The sequence below is a fragment of the Brevibacillus sp. SAFN-007a genome (assembly GCF_051967035.1).
Taxonomy (GTDB): domain Bacteria; phylum Bacillota; class Bacilli; order Brevibacillales; family Brevibacillaceae; genus Brevibacillus.
The window spans coordinates 100750-114118 of sequence record NZ_JBQCKK010000003.1 but is presented as its reverse complement, the minus strand read 5'-3'; the positions used below and the strand labels follow the sequence as shown (position 1 = coordinate 114118).

The window sequence follows — 13369 nt, the reverse complement described above, 5'->3', positions numbered from 1 at the left end:
AGAATATAGACGAACGATTATGAATACATGCGGAGGCGATCGTTGGATGAAGGTACTGGTTCTTGGGGCAGGAGGAATCGGCGGTTATTTTGGCGGCAGACTGGCGGAATCGGGTGTCGATGTAACGTTTCTGGTGCGTGAACGTAGATACAGACAACTGCAGGAGCGGGGCCTGCGGGTGCAGAGCATTCATGGCGACCTGCATCTGGAGCGTCCGCAGATCATCCGGGCGGGCGAGGCGTCAGGCCCGTTCGATGTCGTTCTGTTGTCCAACAAAGCGTACACGCTGACAGAGAGCATCGATGCGATTGCCCCTTATGTCGGAGACTCCACGGTAGTGATTCCGCTGTTGAACGGGATAGCTCACATGGAGCCGCTATGGGATCGCTTTGGACGTGAACGGGTGCTTGGCGGCCTTTGTTTTATTGAAACGACGTTGAATGCGGAAGGCGATGTCGTGCAAACCAGTCCGATTCACGAAGCGGTGTTTGGCGAGTGGGAAGGCGGAAAAAGCGAGCGCGTCGAGCGGTTGGAGCAGGCTTTTTCCAACATCAACGGAACGATGCGGGGGAGCAACAACATCCAGCGCGAGGCTTGGCATAAATATTTGTTTATCGCGACGTTCTCCGGGATTACCACGCTCATGAATGCGGCTGTCGGTCCGATTCGCGAGTCGGCCTATGGGGTGGAGCTGACCAGGCAGCTGGCGGAGGAGATCGTGTCCGTCATGCAGGCGCTGGAAGCGCCGATCAAGCCGGATATCGTCGAAAAGCAAATGGAAACCTTCCGAAACCAGCCCCCGCAAACGAAATCGTCCATGCTGCGCGACATGGAAAAAGGACTTCCGGTCGAGGCCGACCATCTGCAGGGCTACCTCCTGGAGCGCGCGGAACAAAGAGGGTTGTCCACGCCGCTGTTGAAAGTTGTCTACAATAATCTGAAGGTTTACGAACAGAAGCGGGAAGCAGGGAAATAAGGTATAATAAGGGGCGAAACGTCATTAGAAATGTAGGAGGGGTACAGATGGAAGTCATCAAGATTTCCCCCCGCGGTTATTGCTACGGTGTTGTCGATGCCATGGTGTTGGCACTGCGTGCAGCGCAAAACGTTGACCTTCCTCGCCCGATTCACATTTTGGGCATGATTGTCCACAATGCCCACGTCGTCGAGGCGTTTGAAAAACAAGGCATTAAAACATTGGATGGAGAAGATCGGCTGGCTCTCCTGGACCAGGTGAACGAGGGAACCGTCATCTTCACCGCCCACGGCGTCTCTCCGGAGGTGCGGAAAAAAGCGCGGGACAAAGGCTTGACGATCGTGGACGCGACCTGCCCGGACGTCACCAAGACACACGACCTGATCCGTGAAAAAATCGCCGATGGCTATCATGTGATCTACATCGGGAAAAAAGGACATCCGGAGCCGGAGGGAGCAGTCGGCATCGCGCCGGATCGCGTGCATCTCGTGCAAAATCTGGAAGAGCTGGACGCGCTCGATGTGCCGAGCGAAAAGCTGATTGTCACCAACCAGACGACGATGAGCCAGTGGGATGTCAAGCACTTGATGGATGCCATCATGCAGCGTTTCCCCGCGGCAGAGGTGCACAACGAAATTTGTCTGGCCACACAGGTTCGCCAGGAAGCAGTCGCCACGCAGGCAGGGGAAGCAGACCTGTGTATCGTCGTGGGTGACCCGCGCAGCAACAACTCCAACCGTCTGGCGCAGGTGTCGGAAGAGATCGCGAATGTGCCGTCCTATCGCATCGCAGATTTGTCTGAGCTGGACATCGAGTGGCTGCGCGGAAAAAGAAACGTGGCGGTTACGTCCGGCGCATCCACGCCAACGCCTTTGACCAAAGAAGTGATTGCTTTCCTGGAGCAATTTGATGAGTTCAACCCGGCTACCTGGGAGAAAAAACGAACCGTCGACATGGAGAAAATATTGCCGAGGGTGAAATAGGAGAACAATATGCCAGGATCACATTCCGGTATGGGATTTTCGGGCGCCGGCGGAAGATACTTCAGTCTGTGCGCCCTTTATCTTTTTGTTTACTACGGGTTTGGTGCGTTTTCTCCGCTGATTACACAGTATTACAACTCGATTTCGCTTACAGGCACCCAGATCGGCTTGATTAGCGCTGTCGCTCCCGTTGTGTCGATTGTCGCCCAGCCGATGTGGGGAGTCTTTTGTGACCGCTTTCAAATTCGCAAAACAATCTTGATTCTGACACTTGTCGCTTCCGGACTGCTTGGACTTTTCTTCATCGGTGTCTCTGCCTTCGCTGTTGTCTTCTTGCTCTCTATGATTCTTTCGTTTTTCCAAAGCGCCGTTACTCCGATTTCAGACAGCCTGGCGTTGGGCTACGCCAAAAACCACGGCCTGCAATTTGGCGATATCCGGTTATGGGGCGCGGTGGGCTTTGCGATTGCCGCCTTTGTGACAGGGCTGTTGGTCGAACAGTGGGGGCCATCCGTCCTGTTTTACTCCTACTGTCTCGCCCTGTTGGTCGCCACGCTGTTTCTGTTGCGGGTGCCAGACGAATCATCCCAGGAGACCCCGCGGTTTCGCGTCGGCATGCTGGCTGGCATGCGGGATTTGCTGCGGATTCCGCGCTACCTGCTTTTTTTGCTGGCGTCCTTTTTCGTGCTTGGTGCCGTGAATGCCAACAATATCTGGTTTTCGTTGTTTTATCAGGAGATTGGCGGCTCGGTGGCAGGGGTCGGGCTGGCTTTTCTGTTGTTTGCGGGGAGTGAAGCGCCGTTTATGAAGCTGGCGGGTTTCTTTGTCCGGAAGTGGGGTCTGGAGCTGACGCTTTTGCTCGCGGCTGTATTCGGGGCGGCACGCTGGCTCTGGTACAGCTCGGCACCCAGTACGACGCTGGTCATCGCCCTGTTTTTCATTCAGGGCATCTCTGTCGGCTTTTATTTGGCTACGGCGGCCCAGTTTGTGCGCGAAAATACGCCCGCCTCTCTCCAGGTGACGGCGCTGGCCATCTTCTTGTCGGTGGGAGGCGGGCTTGGAACGATGCTGTGCAACCTGGCCGCTGGCTGGATCAAAGATTCCTTTTCGACGCTGGGCATTTATTTGTTCTTTGGAATCATTACGGTGATCGGGATTATCCCGCTTGCTTTGATTGCGTACGGGCCGTGGAAGCAACCTGCTCCCGACGAAAAGAGCGACGCTATTCAATGACAAGCATGCCCTGATAGCCGCTCTCCGGGTAGCCGGGGGCGTCCGAGACAAAGAAAAAGCGCCCTTTTTTATCGGCAGAAAACTGCAGCATCGTAGACTGTGTGGGCTTCAGCTCTGTCGAGGACAGGTTCAGATCGCGAATGGCGAGGTTGTGCGGGCGTGTATCCGCATTGACAATCATCAACGAGACACGCTCGCCAGCCCTTGCTGTTAACTGGCTGGGCAAAAATCCGGCGCTGGAGATCGTGACGGTGTGCGTCCGCGTCGTAGCGGCGTACGAAGTATGCAAGCGCTGGTAATGATGCGTCCACAAAAGCGTTACGGTCACAGCCAGTGCGATGAGGGGATAGCGAAGCTGCCGGAACCATTGACGAGACATTTTCAGATCAGCTCCTTTTTCTGCAATAACAGTGATGAAGGTACTATTATCCTGTCCCCACACCCGCAACGATAAACACATGTTTCCGCATCGGTGGCCGATGGCATACCCGCACTCCTGTTGAGAGGATTCCTCCTGACGGGAGTTTTTTTATGCGACAGGCGGGCAACAAAGGCTCGGCCACAAAAGAAGGCAAGATGCGCGCAGCTGGCTCATTCGCCGTATTGAAATATTCATACTTTTATAGTAGGATTACTTTGCTTTGTAGTTTGCCGCATGATTTTTGCACGCGTACGCGTAAAGGAGAAGAGGGCGATGAGATACGGCTTTTGGTTACCGATTTTTGGCGGATGGCTTCGCAATGTGGACGATGAGCAAATGCCGCCTACCTTTGATTACGCCAAACAAGTCATCCAGTCAGCGGAAAAGTGGGGATACGATACGACGCTCATAGCCGAGCTGTACCTAAACGACATCAAAGGTCCGGAACGAGACTCGCTGGAGGCGTGGTCGACGGCAGCGGCATTGGCTGCCGTGACGGAAAAAATCGAGATCATGACGGCGGTGCGCCCCGGTTTTCACAATCCGGCGGTTACGGCCAAAATGGCCGCCAACATCGACCACATCAGCAAGGGACGGTTTACCTTGAATGTCGTCTCGGCCTGGTGGGAGGAAGAAGCCCGGCAATACGGCGGCATTTTTAGCGAACACGACGAGCGCTACGACAGAACCTTGGAATTTTTGGACGTGCTCAAAGGGCTGTGGACGCAGGAGACGTTCAGCTATGACGGAAAATTTTATCAGATTCGCGAGGCCAGGCTCGCGCCAAAGCCTGTACAAAGGCCGCATCCGATTTTGTACGCGGGCGGAGAAAGCGAGCGGGGCAAACAGGTGATCTCCACAGCATGCGATGCCTATGTCATGCACGGCGGCACGGTGGAGGAAATCGAGCGGAAGATCAAGGACATGAAGCAGCGTCGTCAGGCGGCGGGCCGCGCGCCGTTTGCTTCGTTTGGCATGGCAGCCTACGTCATTTGCAGCGCGACGGAGGAAGAGGCGCAAGAGGAACTGGCGCGCATCACCGACGTGAAGGAATCGAGCGCCTATGCGGGCTATCAGGATTTTATCCAAAAATCCCAGTTGGAAACACAGATTCAACGGCGGGATTATTCCGTCTCCAACCGCGGGTTGCGCCCGAATCTGGTCGGCACGCCGACGCAAATTGCCGCGACGATTCTCGCCTACGAAAAAGCGGGCGTCGATCTCTTGTTGCTGCAATTTTCCCCTCAACTGGAGGAAATGGAGCGGTTTGCCAAAGAGGTCATGCCTGTGGTAGAGAGGCTGCGAGAGGCGAGCCACAGTGTTTCGTAAGCGATTCGCTCCGATTGCAGCGATGAGCGGGCAAGTCTGACAGAAAAGAGGAGATTTTTATGATGAAAAAGATTTACGTGATTCATGAAAACAGCGAGTGGACCGTGCATTTGACCAAGCGTTTGCAAGAGCTGGGGTTGCCGTACGAGGAATGGCATCTGGACGAGGGCGCTGTCGATTTGACGGCCGAGCCGCCGCATGGCGTTTTTTACAACCGCATGAGCGCTTCCTCCCATACCCGTGGCCATCGCTATGCGCCGGAGCTGACGGCAGCGGTCCTGAACTGGCTGGAGAGCCACGGGCGCAAAGTGTTCAACGGTACGAATGCGCTCCGGCTGGAAGTAAGCAAGGTGGCGCAATACCTGGCGCTTGGCGAATACGGGATTCGCACGCCGAAAACGATTGCCACAGTCGGGCGCGAGCAGCTGATAAAAGCGGCGCAGTCGTTTGCGGGGCAGCCGTTCATCACCAAGCATAACCGTGCGGGAAAAGGCTTGGGCGTACAACTGTTTCATTCGCCGGAAGCTTTGGCGGCTTATGTGAACGGCCCGGATTTTGACGAGCCGGTAGACGGAGTGACGCTGGTGCAGGAGTACATCCAGGCTCCGGAGCCGTTCATTACCCGCTGCGAATTCGTGGGCGGTCGCTTCCTCTATGCCGTGAAGGTCGATACGTCCGAAGGCTTCGAGCTGTGCCCCGCCGATGCTTGCCAGATCGGCGACCAGTTCTGCCCGGTGGGAGAACAAGCGCCTGCCAAACCGAAGTTCCAGGTGATCGAAGGCTTTGCTGATCCGATTATCCAGCAGTACGAGCGCTTTTTGGCGGCGAACAAAATCCAGATCGCAGGGATCGAGTTCATCCGCAACCGCGACGGGGAGATTTTTACCTACGACATCAATACCAATACGAACTACAACGCAGACGCCGAAGCGGCTTCGGGAATATACGGCATGCTGGAAGTGGCCAAATTCCTTGGGCGCGAGCTGGCGTCGATGGACTAGCCGTATGTAGGCAGACGGACGGGATAACGCGCTTTTTCAGGCAGAAAAAGCGGGCGGGTAGTGCACAGTGCCCTGAACGCCATCCAGGCCGCCGGGGATAAGCTCCAGGGCCATAAACAGCTCATCCCGAACCTCAAACGGAGCGCGAATGCCCCACTGCGAGGCGGGACGAAAGCCGAACCTGGGATAGTAGTGCTCATGTCCGAGCAAGATGATCGTTTTGTAGCCCAGCGCGCGAGCGGCTTCTATGGAATGGGTGATGAGTGCTGATCCGATGCCCTTGCCCTGGTGGGAGGGGAGAACGGAGACGGGGGCGAGAGTGAGCGCTTCGTCAAAAGAGCTGCCATCCTGCACGATCTTGATTTTGCTCAGCATCAGATGCCCGACGATCTGGCCGTCCTCTTCGTAGACGAACGAGAGCGCAGGAATGAACGCATCTGATTCCCGCAAATGATGGACCAATAGATGCTCGCGCTGGTTGCTGTAAGGCTGGCCAGAAAACGCTGCATGCACGACCTGTTCGATTATGCGGTGGTCTTTTGGTTGTTCGGGGCGAATGGTCATGGACAAATCCTCCTTTTTGTTTTTGGCATGTGTTCATTCTATACCAAAAAGCAGTCATGCGCATTTTGCGATGGCATAAATGGTCCAGCAGGGCGTGAGTGGACCATGCAAGAAGCAGCCTCGGCCCGAACGAGCGTCGGACCCAGGCTGCTTTTGTCATGAGGGAGGATAGAACGACCCGATGATTACTGATACGGAAATTGACTGGAGTAGCCGGAGAACTGCTGGTACGCTTGTTGCAGCTTTTGCTGTTCCTCCGCTTCCAGCTTGTACCAGCCTTTTTGGAACATGAGGTTGTATGCCTCTCGCGCCGACTGGTGCGTCTCATTCAACAACTGCATCATGTCGGCGTGCAGTTGCTGGTGGCTCGCCTCGCGCACCGCGATGTTCAGGCTGTCGGTGACGTATTTGCAGGTCGCCAGACAATCGTTGAGAAAATCGCGGTCATTCATCTGCGGACCTTTGATTTGAGGCAGCTGTCCGGACTGCGGATTTGCGATCTGGTTTTGGTTTGGCATCCTGGTTCTCCTCCCTTACTGCATCTGTTGTTGCTGTTGTTGGGATTGTGTCTGCGGCAAGGTAGCCATGACGGCTGTGTTGTTGTTTTGCAGGTGGGACAGAAGCTTTTCGTAATGCTGCTGGTGCATCTGTCCCGTTTTCTCCAAGAATTGTTTCACGTCCGGGTCTGTGGCCTGCTGGGCAAAGAAATGCAACTTTTTAAAAGCGAGCAGCTCCCATGACAACGCATCTTTCAGGTAGCTCAGGTCCTTGGTGGTAATCACTTTGGGCGGCTCGGGAATCAGCGCTTGCGAAAATGGCGTGGAAGACAGGATAGATGGCATCTGATTGCTCCTTTCATGTGAGATACATGTATAGGATGGGGCAACAAGGTAGCAAGTAACCCTGCCTCTTTTCGGCAAAAAAAGAACCGATCCGCAACGGACCGGTTCGACTAATGGACAGAGGCAAGTTCCAGCGAAGCGACCTGGATGTCGATGCTGGCAGGTGCGATATTGAGACAAAAGCTGGCTTCCCTGTGCAGATCTTCCTGAATGTCCCGGACGAGTCTGGTCATATCCGCCAGATAGGGCAGCTTGAGGGCGAGCGTAATTTGCAGGCGCGGCAAATCGTCGAAGGAAAACGCGACTTTGACGACCTGGCTGACTTCTTCATAGCGGCTGCACGCAGCCTGCGTAATTTTGCGCAAAACCTGCGGATGGATCAGGATGCGGCCGCCGGAAAAAGGCGGGTGAACCACGGTCGATTCGCCGATGACTTCCTTTTTCGAGTTGAAAATGCGACTTGCAGACGCAATCAGCCGCTGCAAATAATCTTTTTCGACCTCGACCCGGGGGATCGGGATGACATGTCTGCCCATCGTCTCCCGCACGTAGCGGGCCGCTTCGATTTCCTGCGGCGGCTTGATGGACTCGATGGGAATGTATTCGATAGAAGAAGGCAGATGCAGCGCCTCGACAATCCGGGTAATCATGCGCTGCGAAGTGCCGAGGATCAGCAGGCGTCTCGGCCGAATCTGCTCCAGACTGCGCCGTACTTCCTCGGCGTGCTCCGCATAATGAAAAATCGCCCGCTTGACCGCCTGGATTTTTGTTTTCTCGTACTTGGCGGAGGTTCCAGCCACCTTGCGCCCCTGGTAAATCAGGATGCCGTCATCAATAATGGCGTCGATATTCATGCGGTGAGCAAGTTCTAGCGCGCTGGAGCTTTTTCCTGTACCACTGGTGCCGTACAAGGCGTAGATTTCCATGGGCTACCTCCCTGATCTGCTTCTTGGAAAAAAACAGGTTTTCTACCCACATGGTAACGTACAGGCCGTTTCAGAAGCAACCGCTGTACGAAAAAGCCGTTACCGATACTGTGCGCCCATTTCCCTGGCCCGTTCTGTCGCTCGCAGGATGGCCGCTGTTACCGCCTTCTGGAACTGATACGACTCCAGTACCTCCAGCCCGGCTTGCGTGGTTCCCCCTGGGCTGGTGACTTGCTTGCGGAGCAAAGCAGGCTCTGCACGTGTCTCCAGCAGCATATGGGCCGCTCCGATCACCGTCTGGAGGGTGAGCTGGCGGGCCATTTCCCGATCCAGCCCGGCTGCTGCGCCAGCTCCCATCATCGCTTCTACCAGGTAGTAGATGTAAGCCGGGCCGCTGCCGGACAAACCTGTAATGATGTCCAGCTCATCCTCCGTGACTTCATGCACGGTGCCAATCGCTTCGAACAGGCGAGTGGCGACGGCAAGCTGCTCGGGACGAACAAACGGATTGGCGCAGAGGCCAGTCGCAGACAGTCCGACGGCTGAAGAGGTGTTCGGCATCGTGCGAATGATCGGGCAATCTACTCCCAGCCACTCGTTGATCTGACTGGTGGAGACGCCTGCGACGACGGAAATAATCAATTGGTGCGGAGAGACGGCTCCGCGAAGCGCCTGCAGCGCTTCGCTCGCATCCTTGGGTTTGATCGCCAAAATCAGAATATCGGATGCCCGCGCCACCGCCTGTTTATCCGTCGAGACGTTGACCCCGTAGGCGGCAGTCAGTTGCTCCAGGCGCTCCGTGTTGGTGCGGTTGGTGACGAAGATGCGGTCTGCGGCGGTCAAGCCTTTTTTCAAAATCCCCGAAAGCATCGCTTCCACGATGGAGCCTGCGCCGAGAAAGCCGATTTGTCCGGTTGCCAAGCTGGCTATTTGGTTGCTCATCGCTGTTTCCTCCCTTTGGACTAGCGGATTTGTCCTGATCCACGTACGACGTATTTGTAGGAAGTGAGTGCCGGCAACCCCATCGGGCCACGGGCATGTAGCTTTTGCGTGCTGATGCCGATCTCGGCGCCGAAGCCGAACTCTCCGCCGTCGGTAAAGCGGGTAGAGGCGTTGTGATAGACAGCGGTTGCGTCGATTGCGGCCAAAAAATGACGGGCTGCCGCGTTGTCCTCCGTTACGATCGCTTCGGAGTGGCCTGAGCTGTGCGCGGTTATATGCTCAATCGCTTCCGCCAGGCTGTCGACTGTGCGGACAGCGAGGATGAGAGCGGAGTATTCCGTATCCCAGTCCGCCGCCTGGGCTTCGCGGAGGAGAGAAGCCAGCTCATGGTGCGCCTCTCGCGTTTTGGCGCAGACGCGCAACTCGACGCCGTGATCGAGCAGCTTTTGCAAAAGCGCCTGTTGGTGGTCGTGCGGCCAGTTGCGGTGGAGGAGCAGCGTTTCGGCAGCGTTGCAGACGGCAGGACGGCTCGTTTTCGCGTTGACGGCGATCGCTTCGGCCATGTCGTAGCGGGCCGCCTGATCGATATAGATGTGGCAGTTGCCTACTCCCGTTTCCAGCACCGGCACGCTGGAGAGCTGCAACACTCGCTGGATCAGCCCTGCGCCGCCGCGCGGGATGATGACGTCAACCAGGCCGTTTGCGGTACATAACAGATCGACGGAGGCATGGTCGGCAAAAGGCAGGTACTGTACGGCGTCTTCCGGAAGGCCGCTGGCTGCCAGCGCCTCGCGAATCGAATGGACCAGGGCGAGGTTGCTGTTGACAGCGCTGTGGCTGCCGCGCAGGACGATGGCGTTTCCCGTTTTCAGCGCAATCGCCGCCGCATCGACGGTGACATTGGGACGAGCTTCGTACACCATGCCGATCACGCCGAGCGGAACGCGAATTTGTTCGATGACGAGGCCATTCGGACGCGTCCAGGCGTCGATTTTTTGTCCGACAGGATCATCGAGCGCGGCCAGAGAAGCCAGGCTCTCCACCAAATCCGCGATACGCGCGGGCGTCAGTCGCAGACGGTCGAGGTAGGAGGCGGGCTGTTCTTCGGCTTCCGCCTTGGCGATATCCCGCTCGTTTGCCGCGAGAATCCGTTCGGCGTCTGTCAGCAGTTTTTCCCCGATGGCCGCTAGTGCCCTGTCTTTTTCTGTACGGGTCAAAAACGCCATGCTTCGCGAAGCCTGTTTGGCCAGTGAGAGCTGTGCAAGCACGTTTTCCTTCAAGCTTTCCATCGTCTCCCCAACTCCTTTTTCTCTCTTTGGTTTCAAACCGTTTTCGATCGTGTCGGCGTCCACTCATCGCGGTGGATCACGGTAGCGCTACGTTGCGTCAGGCCGGAGGATGACAGAGAGTTCAGCAGTTGGGTCGCATCGTATCTGCTGACGCCGCGGCCGATCAGAGTGCCTTCGCAATACACCTCGATGACCTCGCCTTCCCCGAACTTTCCCGAGACGTCGCGCACGCCCGCCAGAAGCAGACTGCGGCTCTTTTCCAAAATCGCTTCTGCCGCCCCGCTATCGACGGTAATCCTGCCGCGGACAGGGGAGTGGAGCGCGATCCATTGTTTGCGCGTGGAAACGCCGGCTGTTGCAGGAGCTTCGGGACGGTAGCCGACGTACGTGCCATCGCCGTTGCCCGCAAGCACGTTGACGAGGTCGGCCGATTGCGCCAATTTTCCGATAAAGCTCGGGATTCCCAGGTCTTGCGCCGTTTTCGCGGCGATCAGCTTGGAGCGCATGCCGCCTGTGCCGAGCTGTGACGCGCCTCCTGCCAACGCCTCGATTTCCTCTGTCACCTGCTCCAGCGCATCGATTCGCCGGGCGTCCGGATGATGACGAGGGTCTTTGTCGTACAGTCCGTTCGTATCAGTCAAAATGATGTACAAATCAGCGTGGACCAGTCCGGCCACCAGCGCGCCGAGCATGTCGTTGTCGCCAAAGGTCAGCTCCGCAACCGATACCGTGTCATTTTCGTTGATGATCGGCAAAATGTTTTTGTCCAAAAGCAGCGACAAGGTTTGAAAAGCGTGCTGATAGCGTTCGCGATCCGAGAAATCTCCCCGCGTCAGCAAAATTTGCGCTACGCTGAAGCGATGGGCGGCGAACATTTGCGTGTACGTTTGCATCAGCAGGCTTTGGCCGATGGCGGCGGCGGCCTGTTTGGCAGCGAGCGAGCGGGGACGCTGCTGGTAGCCAAGACTTTGATAGCCGCTGGCGACCGCGCCGGAGGAAACGAGCACAACCTGGTGCCCTGCCTCGCGCAGCTTGCTTGCGGCGTCGACGAGCAAGGACATTTTGGCCGGATCGACGCCACCGCTTGCTGCCGCAATCGAACTGCTGCCCACTTTGACAACCAAACGCATTTTTCCCTTCTTCATGCTCTGACCTCCTAGCCTCGCTTGTATCCGTGTGGAACAACGCAATAAAAAACGCCCAATCGTCTCTTTGATAAGGACGAAAGGGCGTTAGCCTCACGCGGTACCACCTTAATTGACGTCTGCCGACAGGGGATACCCGGTCAAGTCGCAAACATCCAGCTTTCTTTCTTTGCTAACAGGTGAAAGAAACCTGTCCAGGTCTTCCCTGGATGCTCAGGGGCGGGTTCAAACCGATTCATGGACGAAACCTCTCAGCCGGTGGATTTCGCTCTCTGGACCTGAAGGGCGGTTTTACTGTTCCCCGTCATTGCCGCTCGCTTATGTGCTTGTTAATTCACTATTATTCGCTGTGCCGATCAGAAATGTCAAGAGGATTATTGAAATTGTTCGCTGCCGTACGTTCCCGATCTTGCTTTGATCTCGAAGCGCTTCGTCTTCCGATCGCGAACGAGGCGATAGTGCAGCGTACGGTCGGAAGCGAATGACGGGTCGGTGGCATCCAGGACCGTCACATCCAGCTCCCCGTTGCTTTTGGCGACAGTCGTATTGCGGACGGAGATCAGCACCGGATAGTCGACCCGGGGAATCGCCAGAAACAGCTTTTCCTTGACGAGCTTGGTCGTCAGCTTGTCGTACATCGCCAGCGCGAGCGGCTTGCTCCAAAAGCGGCCAAAGTAATCCACGATTTTGTCCTTGCTGGAAAATCGCTCCGGCAGCTCGCGGAACATCAGCCCATCCTCGTAGACGGTTTTGCCTTTGGCGTTGTCGAGCGCGGCGAAGTAGACTTCCTCCAGCAGATGCTCCGCGCGGTTGAGGAACAGGACGACATCCATTTTGTTGTCGCCGAGCTTCTGGATCGCGGACAGCTTGACCGGCTTGTTCCGGGCTTTCGTCTTGCTTTTGCTCTCTTCCTTGGCGGGAAGGGTGCACCCTGTGACGAACAAGGCGAGAGACAGACATACGGTCCATGTTTTCCAGTTGGGTTTCATTGCGCACCTCACTTGAACTGCCGTTGTTACTCGTTAGCTTGCGTGGCAAAAGAAAAGAGTAACCAAGTGAAAAGATGCCAGTTGAAAAACAAAGGCGGCGCCCACGGAAAAAGGAAACAGGATAGGGGTTGTCTCACACCTGGATTATGTCTATCATGGAGAGAGTTGTGCAGATCGAACGATTGAGGTGGAACCTATCATGTTTGGATTTGGAAAAAAAGCAAAGAAGCCGGACGGCATTGACATGTTGATTATCAAGACCATTGAGGCGAAAAACCGCAACTTTTACCAGGTTGTTTTCCCGAGCGCAGTAGCGAACGATGTGAAGGCCATGCTGCAAAAGCTGGAAAAATCGAAAATCAACAAGCAGGAATTTTTGGGAGAGATCGGCGGCTTTCGCATCGTCACTCATCTGGAAGCGCTGACCAGCTACCATGTGCTTGACGATGCAGACATGGAAGCACATCCTGTACAAATCGCCGATTTCGCGAATATTCTGCTTCGTCGCCTGGAAGCGCTGGCGGAGAGCGGCAAGCTGGGCGAGTCCGAGGATGTGGCGTTCATCATGGGCGAGCTGACCATGCTGCGGGATGGCAGCTTTGTTTCGATGGAGTAAGGAGTAAATCGTGACGTGTAGGCAAGCCGGTTTCGCGCTGGCAGCACACGGAAGGGAGCCGTTGGGAAAACCGACGGCTCTTTTTTTGCACCCAGACTTCGCCAATGGTGGAG

General features: G+C 56.0%; 15 protein-coding genes. 6 read left to right on the top strand and 9 right to left on the bottom strand.

What is annotated here, in order from left to right; all coding sequences use genetic code 11:
- Positions 1 to 46 precede the first annotated feature (46 nt).
- The 3 genes from ACTHO6_RS05825 to ACTHO6_RS05815 are packed head-to-tail and all read left to right on the top strand — an operon-like array spanning position 47 to position 3192.
- Positions 47 to 976: a ketopantoate reductase family protein gene (locus ACTHO6_RS05825; protein WP_440240337.1), complete on the top strand. Its 930-nt coding sequence runs from the start codon at positions 47 to 49 to the stop codon at positions 974 to 976.
- Positions 977 to 1023: 47 nt separating this feature from the next.
- Entirely contained in the window at positions 1024 to 1959 is a 936-nt protein-coding gene (locus ACTHO6_RS05820; RefSeq protein WP_440240335.1) for a 4-hydroxy-3-methylbut-2-enyl diphosphate reductase, read from the top strand.
- Between the two features lie 9 nt (positions 1960 to 1968).
- The gene (locus ACTHO6_RS05815; RefSeq protein ID WP_440240333.1) at positions 1969 to 3192 is read left to right on the top strand and encodes an MFS transporter; all 1224 of its coding nucleotides are present in this window, start codon (positions 1969 to 1971) and stop codon (positions 3190 to 3192) included.
- Here the strand turns inward: ACTHO6_RS05815 and ACTHO6_RS05810 are convergent.
- Positions 3182 to 3571, bottom strand: a complete 390-nt coding sequence (locus tag ACTHO6_RS05810) for a cupredoxin domain-containing protein (RefSeq protein ID WP_440240331.1) — start codon at positions 3569 to 3571, stop codon at positions 3182 to 3184. The two genes, ACTHO6_RS05815 and ACTHO6_RS05810, sit on opposite strands and share 11 nt — an antisense overlap.
- Before the next feature lie 315 nt (positions 3572 to 3886).
- On the opposite strand from ACTHO6_RS05810, the gene ACTHO6_RS05805 reads away from it, so the two are divergent.
- Positions 3887 to 4942, top strand: coding sequence for an LLM class flavin-dependent oxidoreductase (locus ACTHO6_RS05805; RefSeq protein ID WP_440240329.1), 1056 nt, complete (start codon positions 3887 to 3889; stop codon positions 4940 to 4942).
- A 62-nt stretch (positions 4943 to 5004) separates the two neighbouring features.
- The gene (locus ACTHO6_RS05800; protein WP_440240679.1) at positions 5005 to 5943 is read left to right on the top strand and encodes an ATP-grasp domain-containing protein; all 939 of its coding nucleotides are present in this window, start codon (positions 5005 to 5007) and stop codon (positions 5941 to 5943) included.
- Between the two features lie 36 nt (positions 5944 to 5979).
- Here the strand turns inward: ACTHO6_RS05800 and ACTHO6_RS05795 are convergent, their stop codons facing one another.
- The 8 genes from ACTHO6_RS05795 to ACTHO6_RS05760 all read right to left on the bottom strand — a co-directional run bounded on the left by ACTHO6_RS05795 (position 5980) and on the right by ACTHO6_RS05760 (position 12640).
- Complete coding sequence (locus ACTHO6_RS05795; protein WP_440240327.1) at positions 5980 to 6513, bottom strand: GNAT family N-acetyltransferase; 534 nt, start codon at positions 6511 to 6513, stop codon at positions 5980 to 5982.
- A gap of 179 nt (positions 6514 to 6692) precedes the next feature.
- Positions 6693 to 7025: a spore coat protein gene (locus ACTHO6_RS05790; RefSeq protein ID WP_440240325.1), complete on the bottom strand. Its 333-nt coding sequence runs from the start codon at positions 7023 to 7025 to the stop codon at positions 6693 to 6695.
- A 15-nt stretch (positions 7026 to 7040) separates the two neighbouring features.
- The gene (locus tag ACTHO6_RS05785; protein WP_440240323.1) at positions 7041 to 7349 is read right to left on the bottom strand and encodes a ferritin-like domain-containing protein; all 309 of its coding nucleotides are present in this window, start codon (positions 7347 to 7349) and stop codon (positions 7041 to 7043) included.
- Positions 7350 to 7459: 110 nt separating this feature from the next.
- Complete coding sequence (locus ACTHO6_RS05780; RefSeq protein ID WP_440240321.1) at positions 7460 to 8275, bottom strand: hypothetical protein; 816 nt, start codon at positions 8273 to 8275, stop codon at positions 7460 to 7462.
- Between the two features lie 99 nt (positions 8276 to 8374).
- Positions 8375 to 9217: a pyrroline-5-carboxylate reductase gene (proC, locus tag ACTHO6_RS05775; protein ID WP_440240319.1), complete on the bottom strand. Its 843-nt coding sequence runs from the start codon at positions 9215 to 9217 to the stop codon at positions 8375 to 8377.
- Between the two features lie 20 nt (positions 9218 to 9237).
- On the bottom strand, positions 9238 to 10506 hold the full coding sequence (locus tag ACTHO6_RS05770) for a glutamate-5-semialdehyde dehydrogenase (protein ID WP_440240317.1): 1269 nt from the start codon (positions 10504 to 10506) through the stop codon (positions 9238 to 9240).
- Between the two features lie 32 nt (positions 10507 to 10538).
- The gene (proB, locus tag ACTHO6_RS05765) at positions 10539 to 11651 is read right to left on the bottom strand and encodes a glutamate 5-kinase (protein WP_440240315.1); all 1113 of its coding nucleotides are present in this window, start codon (positions 11649 to 11651) and stop codon (positions 10539 to 10541) included.
- Positions 11652 to 12025: 374 nt separating this feature from the next.
- The gene (locus ACTHO6_RS05760) at positions 12026 to 12640 is read right to left on the bottom strand and encodes a hypothetical protein (protein ID WP_440240313.1); all 615 of its coding nucleotides are present in this window, start codon (positions 12638 to 12640) and stop codon (positions 12026 to 12028) included.
- Between the two features lie 199 nt (positions 12641 to 12839).
- On the opposite strand from ACTHO6_RS05760, the gene ACTHO6_RS05755 reads away from it, so the two are divergent.
- Positions 12840 to 13256 (top strand): hypothetical protein, encoded by a 417-nt coding sequence (locus tag ACTHO6_RS05755; protein ID WP_440240311.1) that lies wholly within the window; start codon positions 12840 to 12842, stop codon positions 13254 to 13256.
- Positions 13257 to 13369: the final 113 nt, after the last annotated feature.

Bases quoted from the DNA above. Each gene is read 5' to 3' on its own strand.
- ACTHO6_RS05815 (WP_440240333.1), top strand. From the start codon at position 1,969: ATGCCAGGATCACATTCCGGTATGGGATTTTCGGGCGCCGGCGGAAGA.
- ACTHO6_RS05760 (WP_440240313.1), bottom strand. From the start codon at position 12,640: ATGAAACCCAACTGGAAAACATGGACCGTATGTCTGTCTCTCGCCTTG.
- proC (WP_440240319.1), bottom strand. From the start codon at position 9,217: ATGAGCAACCAAATAGCCAGCTTGGCAACCGGACAAATCGGCTTTCTC.
- ACTHO6_RS05825 (WP_440240337.1), top strand. From the start codon at position 47: ATGAAGGTACTGGTTCTTGGGGCAGGAGGAATCGGCGGTTATTTTGGC.
- ACTHO6_RS05800 (WP_440240679.1), top strand. From the start codon at position 5,005: ATGAAAAAGATTTACGTGATTCATGAAAACAGCGAGTGGACCGTGCAT.
- ACTHO6_RS05770 (WP_440240317.1), bottom strand. From the start codon at position 10,506: ATGGAAAGCTTGAAGGAAAACGTGCTTGCACAGCTCTCACTGGCCAAA.
- proB (WP_440240315.1), bottom strand. From the start codon at position 11,651: ATGAAGAAGGGAAAAATGCGTTTGGTTGTCAAAGTGGGCAGCAGTTCG.
- ACTHO6_RS05805 (WP_440240329.1), top strand. From the start codon at position 3,887: ATGAGATACGGCTTTTGGTTACCGATTTTTGGCGGATGGCTTCGCAAT.
- ACTHO6_RS05790 (WP_440240325.1), bottom strand. From the start codon at position 7,025: ATGCCAAACCAAAACCAGATCGCAAATCCGCAGTCCGGACAGCTGCCT.
- ACTHO6_RS05780 (WP_440240321.1), bottom strand. From the start codon at position 8,275: ATGGAAATCTACGCCTTGTACGGCACCAGTGGTACAGGAAAAAGCTCC.
- ACTHO6_RS05755 (WP_440240311.1), top strand. From the start codon at position 12,840: ATGTTTGGATTTGGAAAAAAAGCAAAGAAGCCGGACGGCATTGACATG.
- ACTHO6_RS05810 (WP_440240331.1), bottom strand. From the start codon at position 3,571: ATGTCTCGTCAATGGTTCCGGCAGCTTCGCTATCCCCTCATCGCACTG.
- ACTHO6_RS05785 (WP_440240323.1), bottom strand. From the start codon at position 7,349: ATGCCATCTATCCTGTCTTCCACGCCATTTTCGCAAGCGCTGATTCCC.
- ACTHO6_RS05820 (WP_440240335.1), top strand. From the start codon at position 1,024: ATGGAAGTCATCAAGATTTCCCCCCGCGGTTATTGCTACGGTGTTGTC.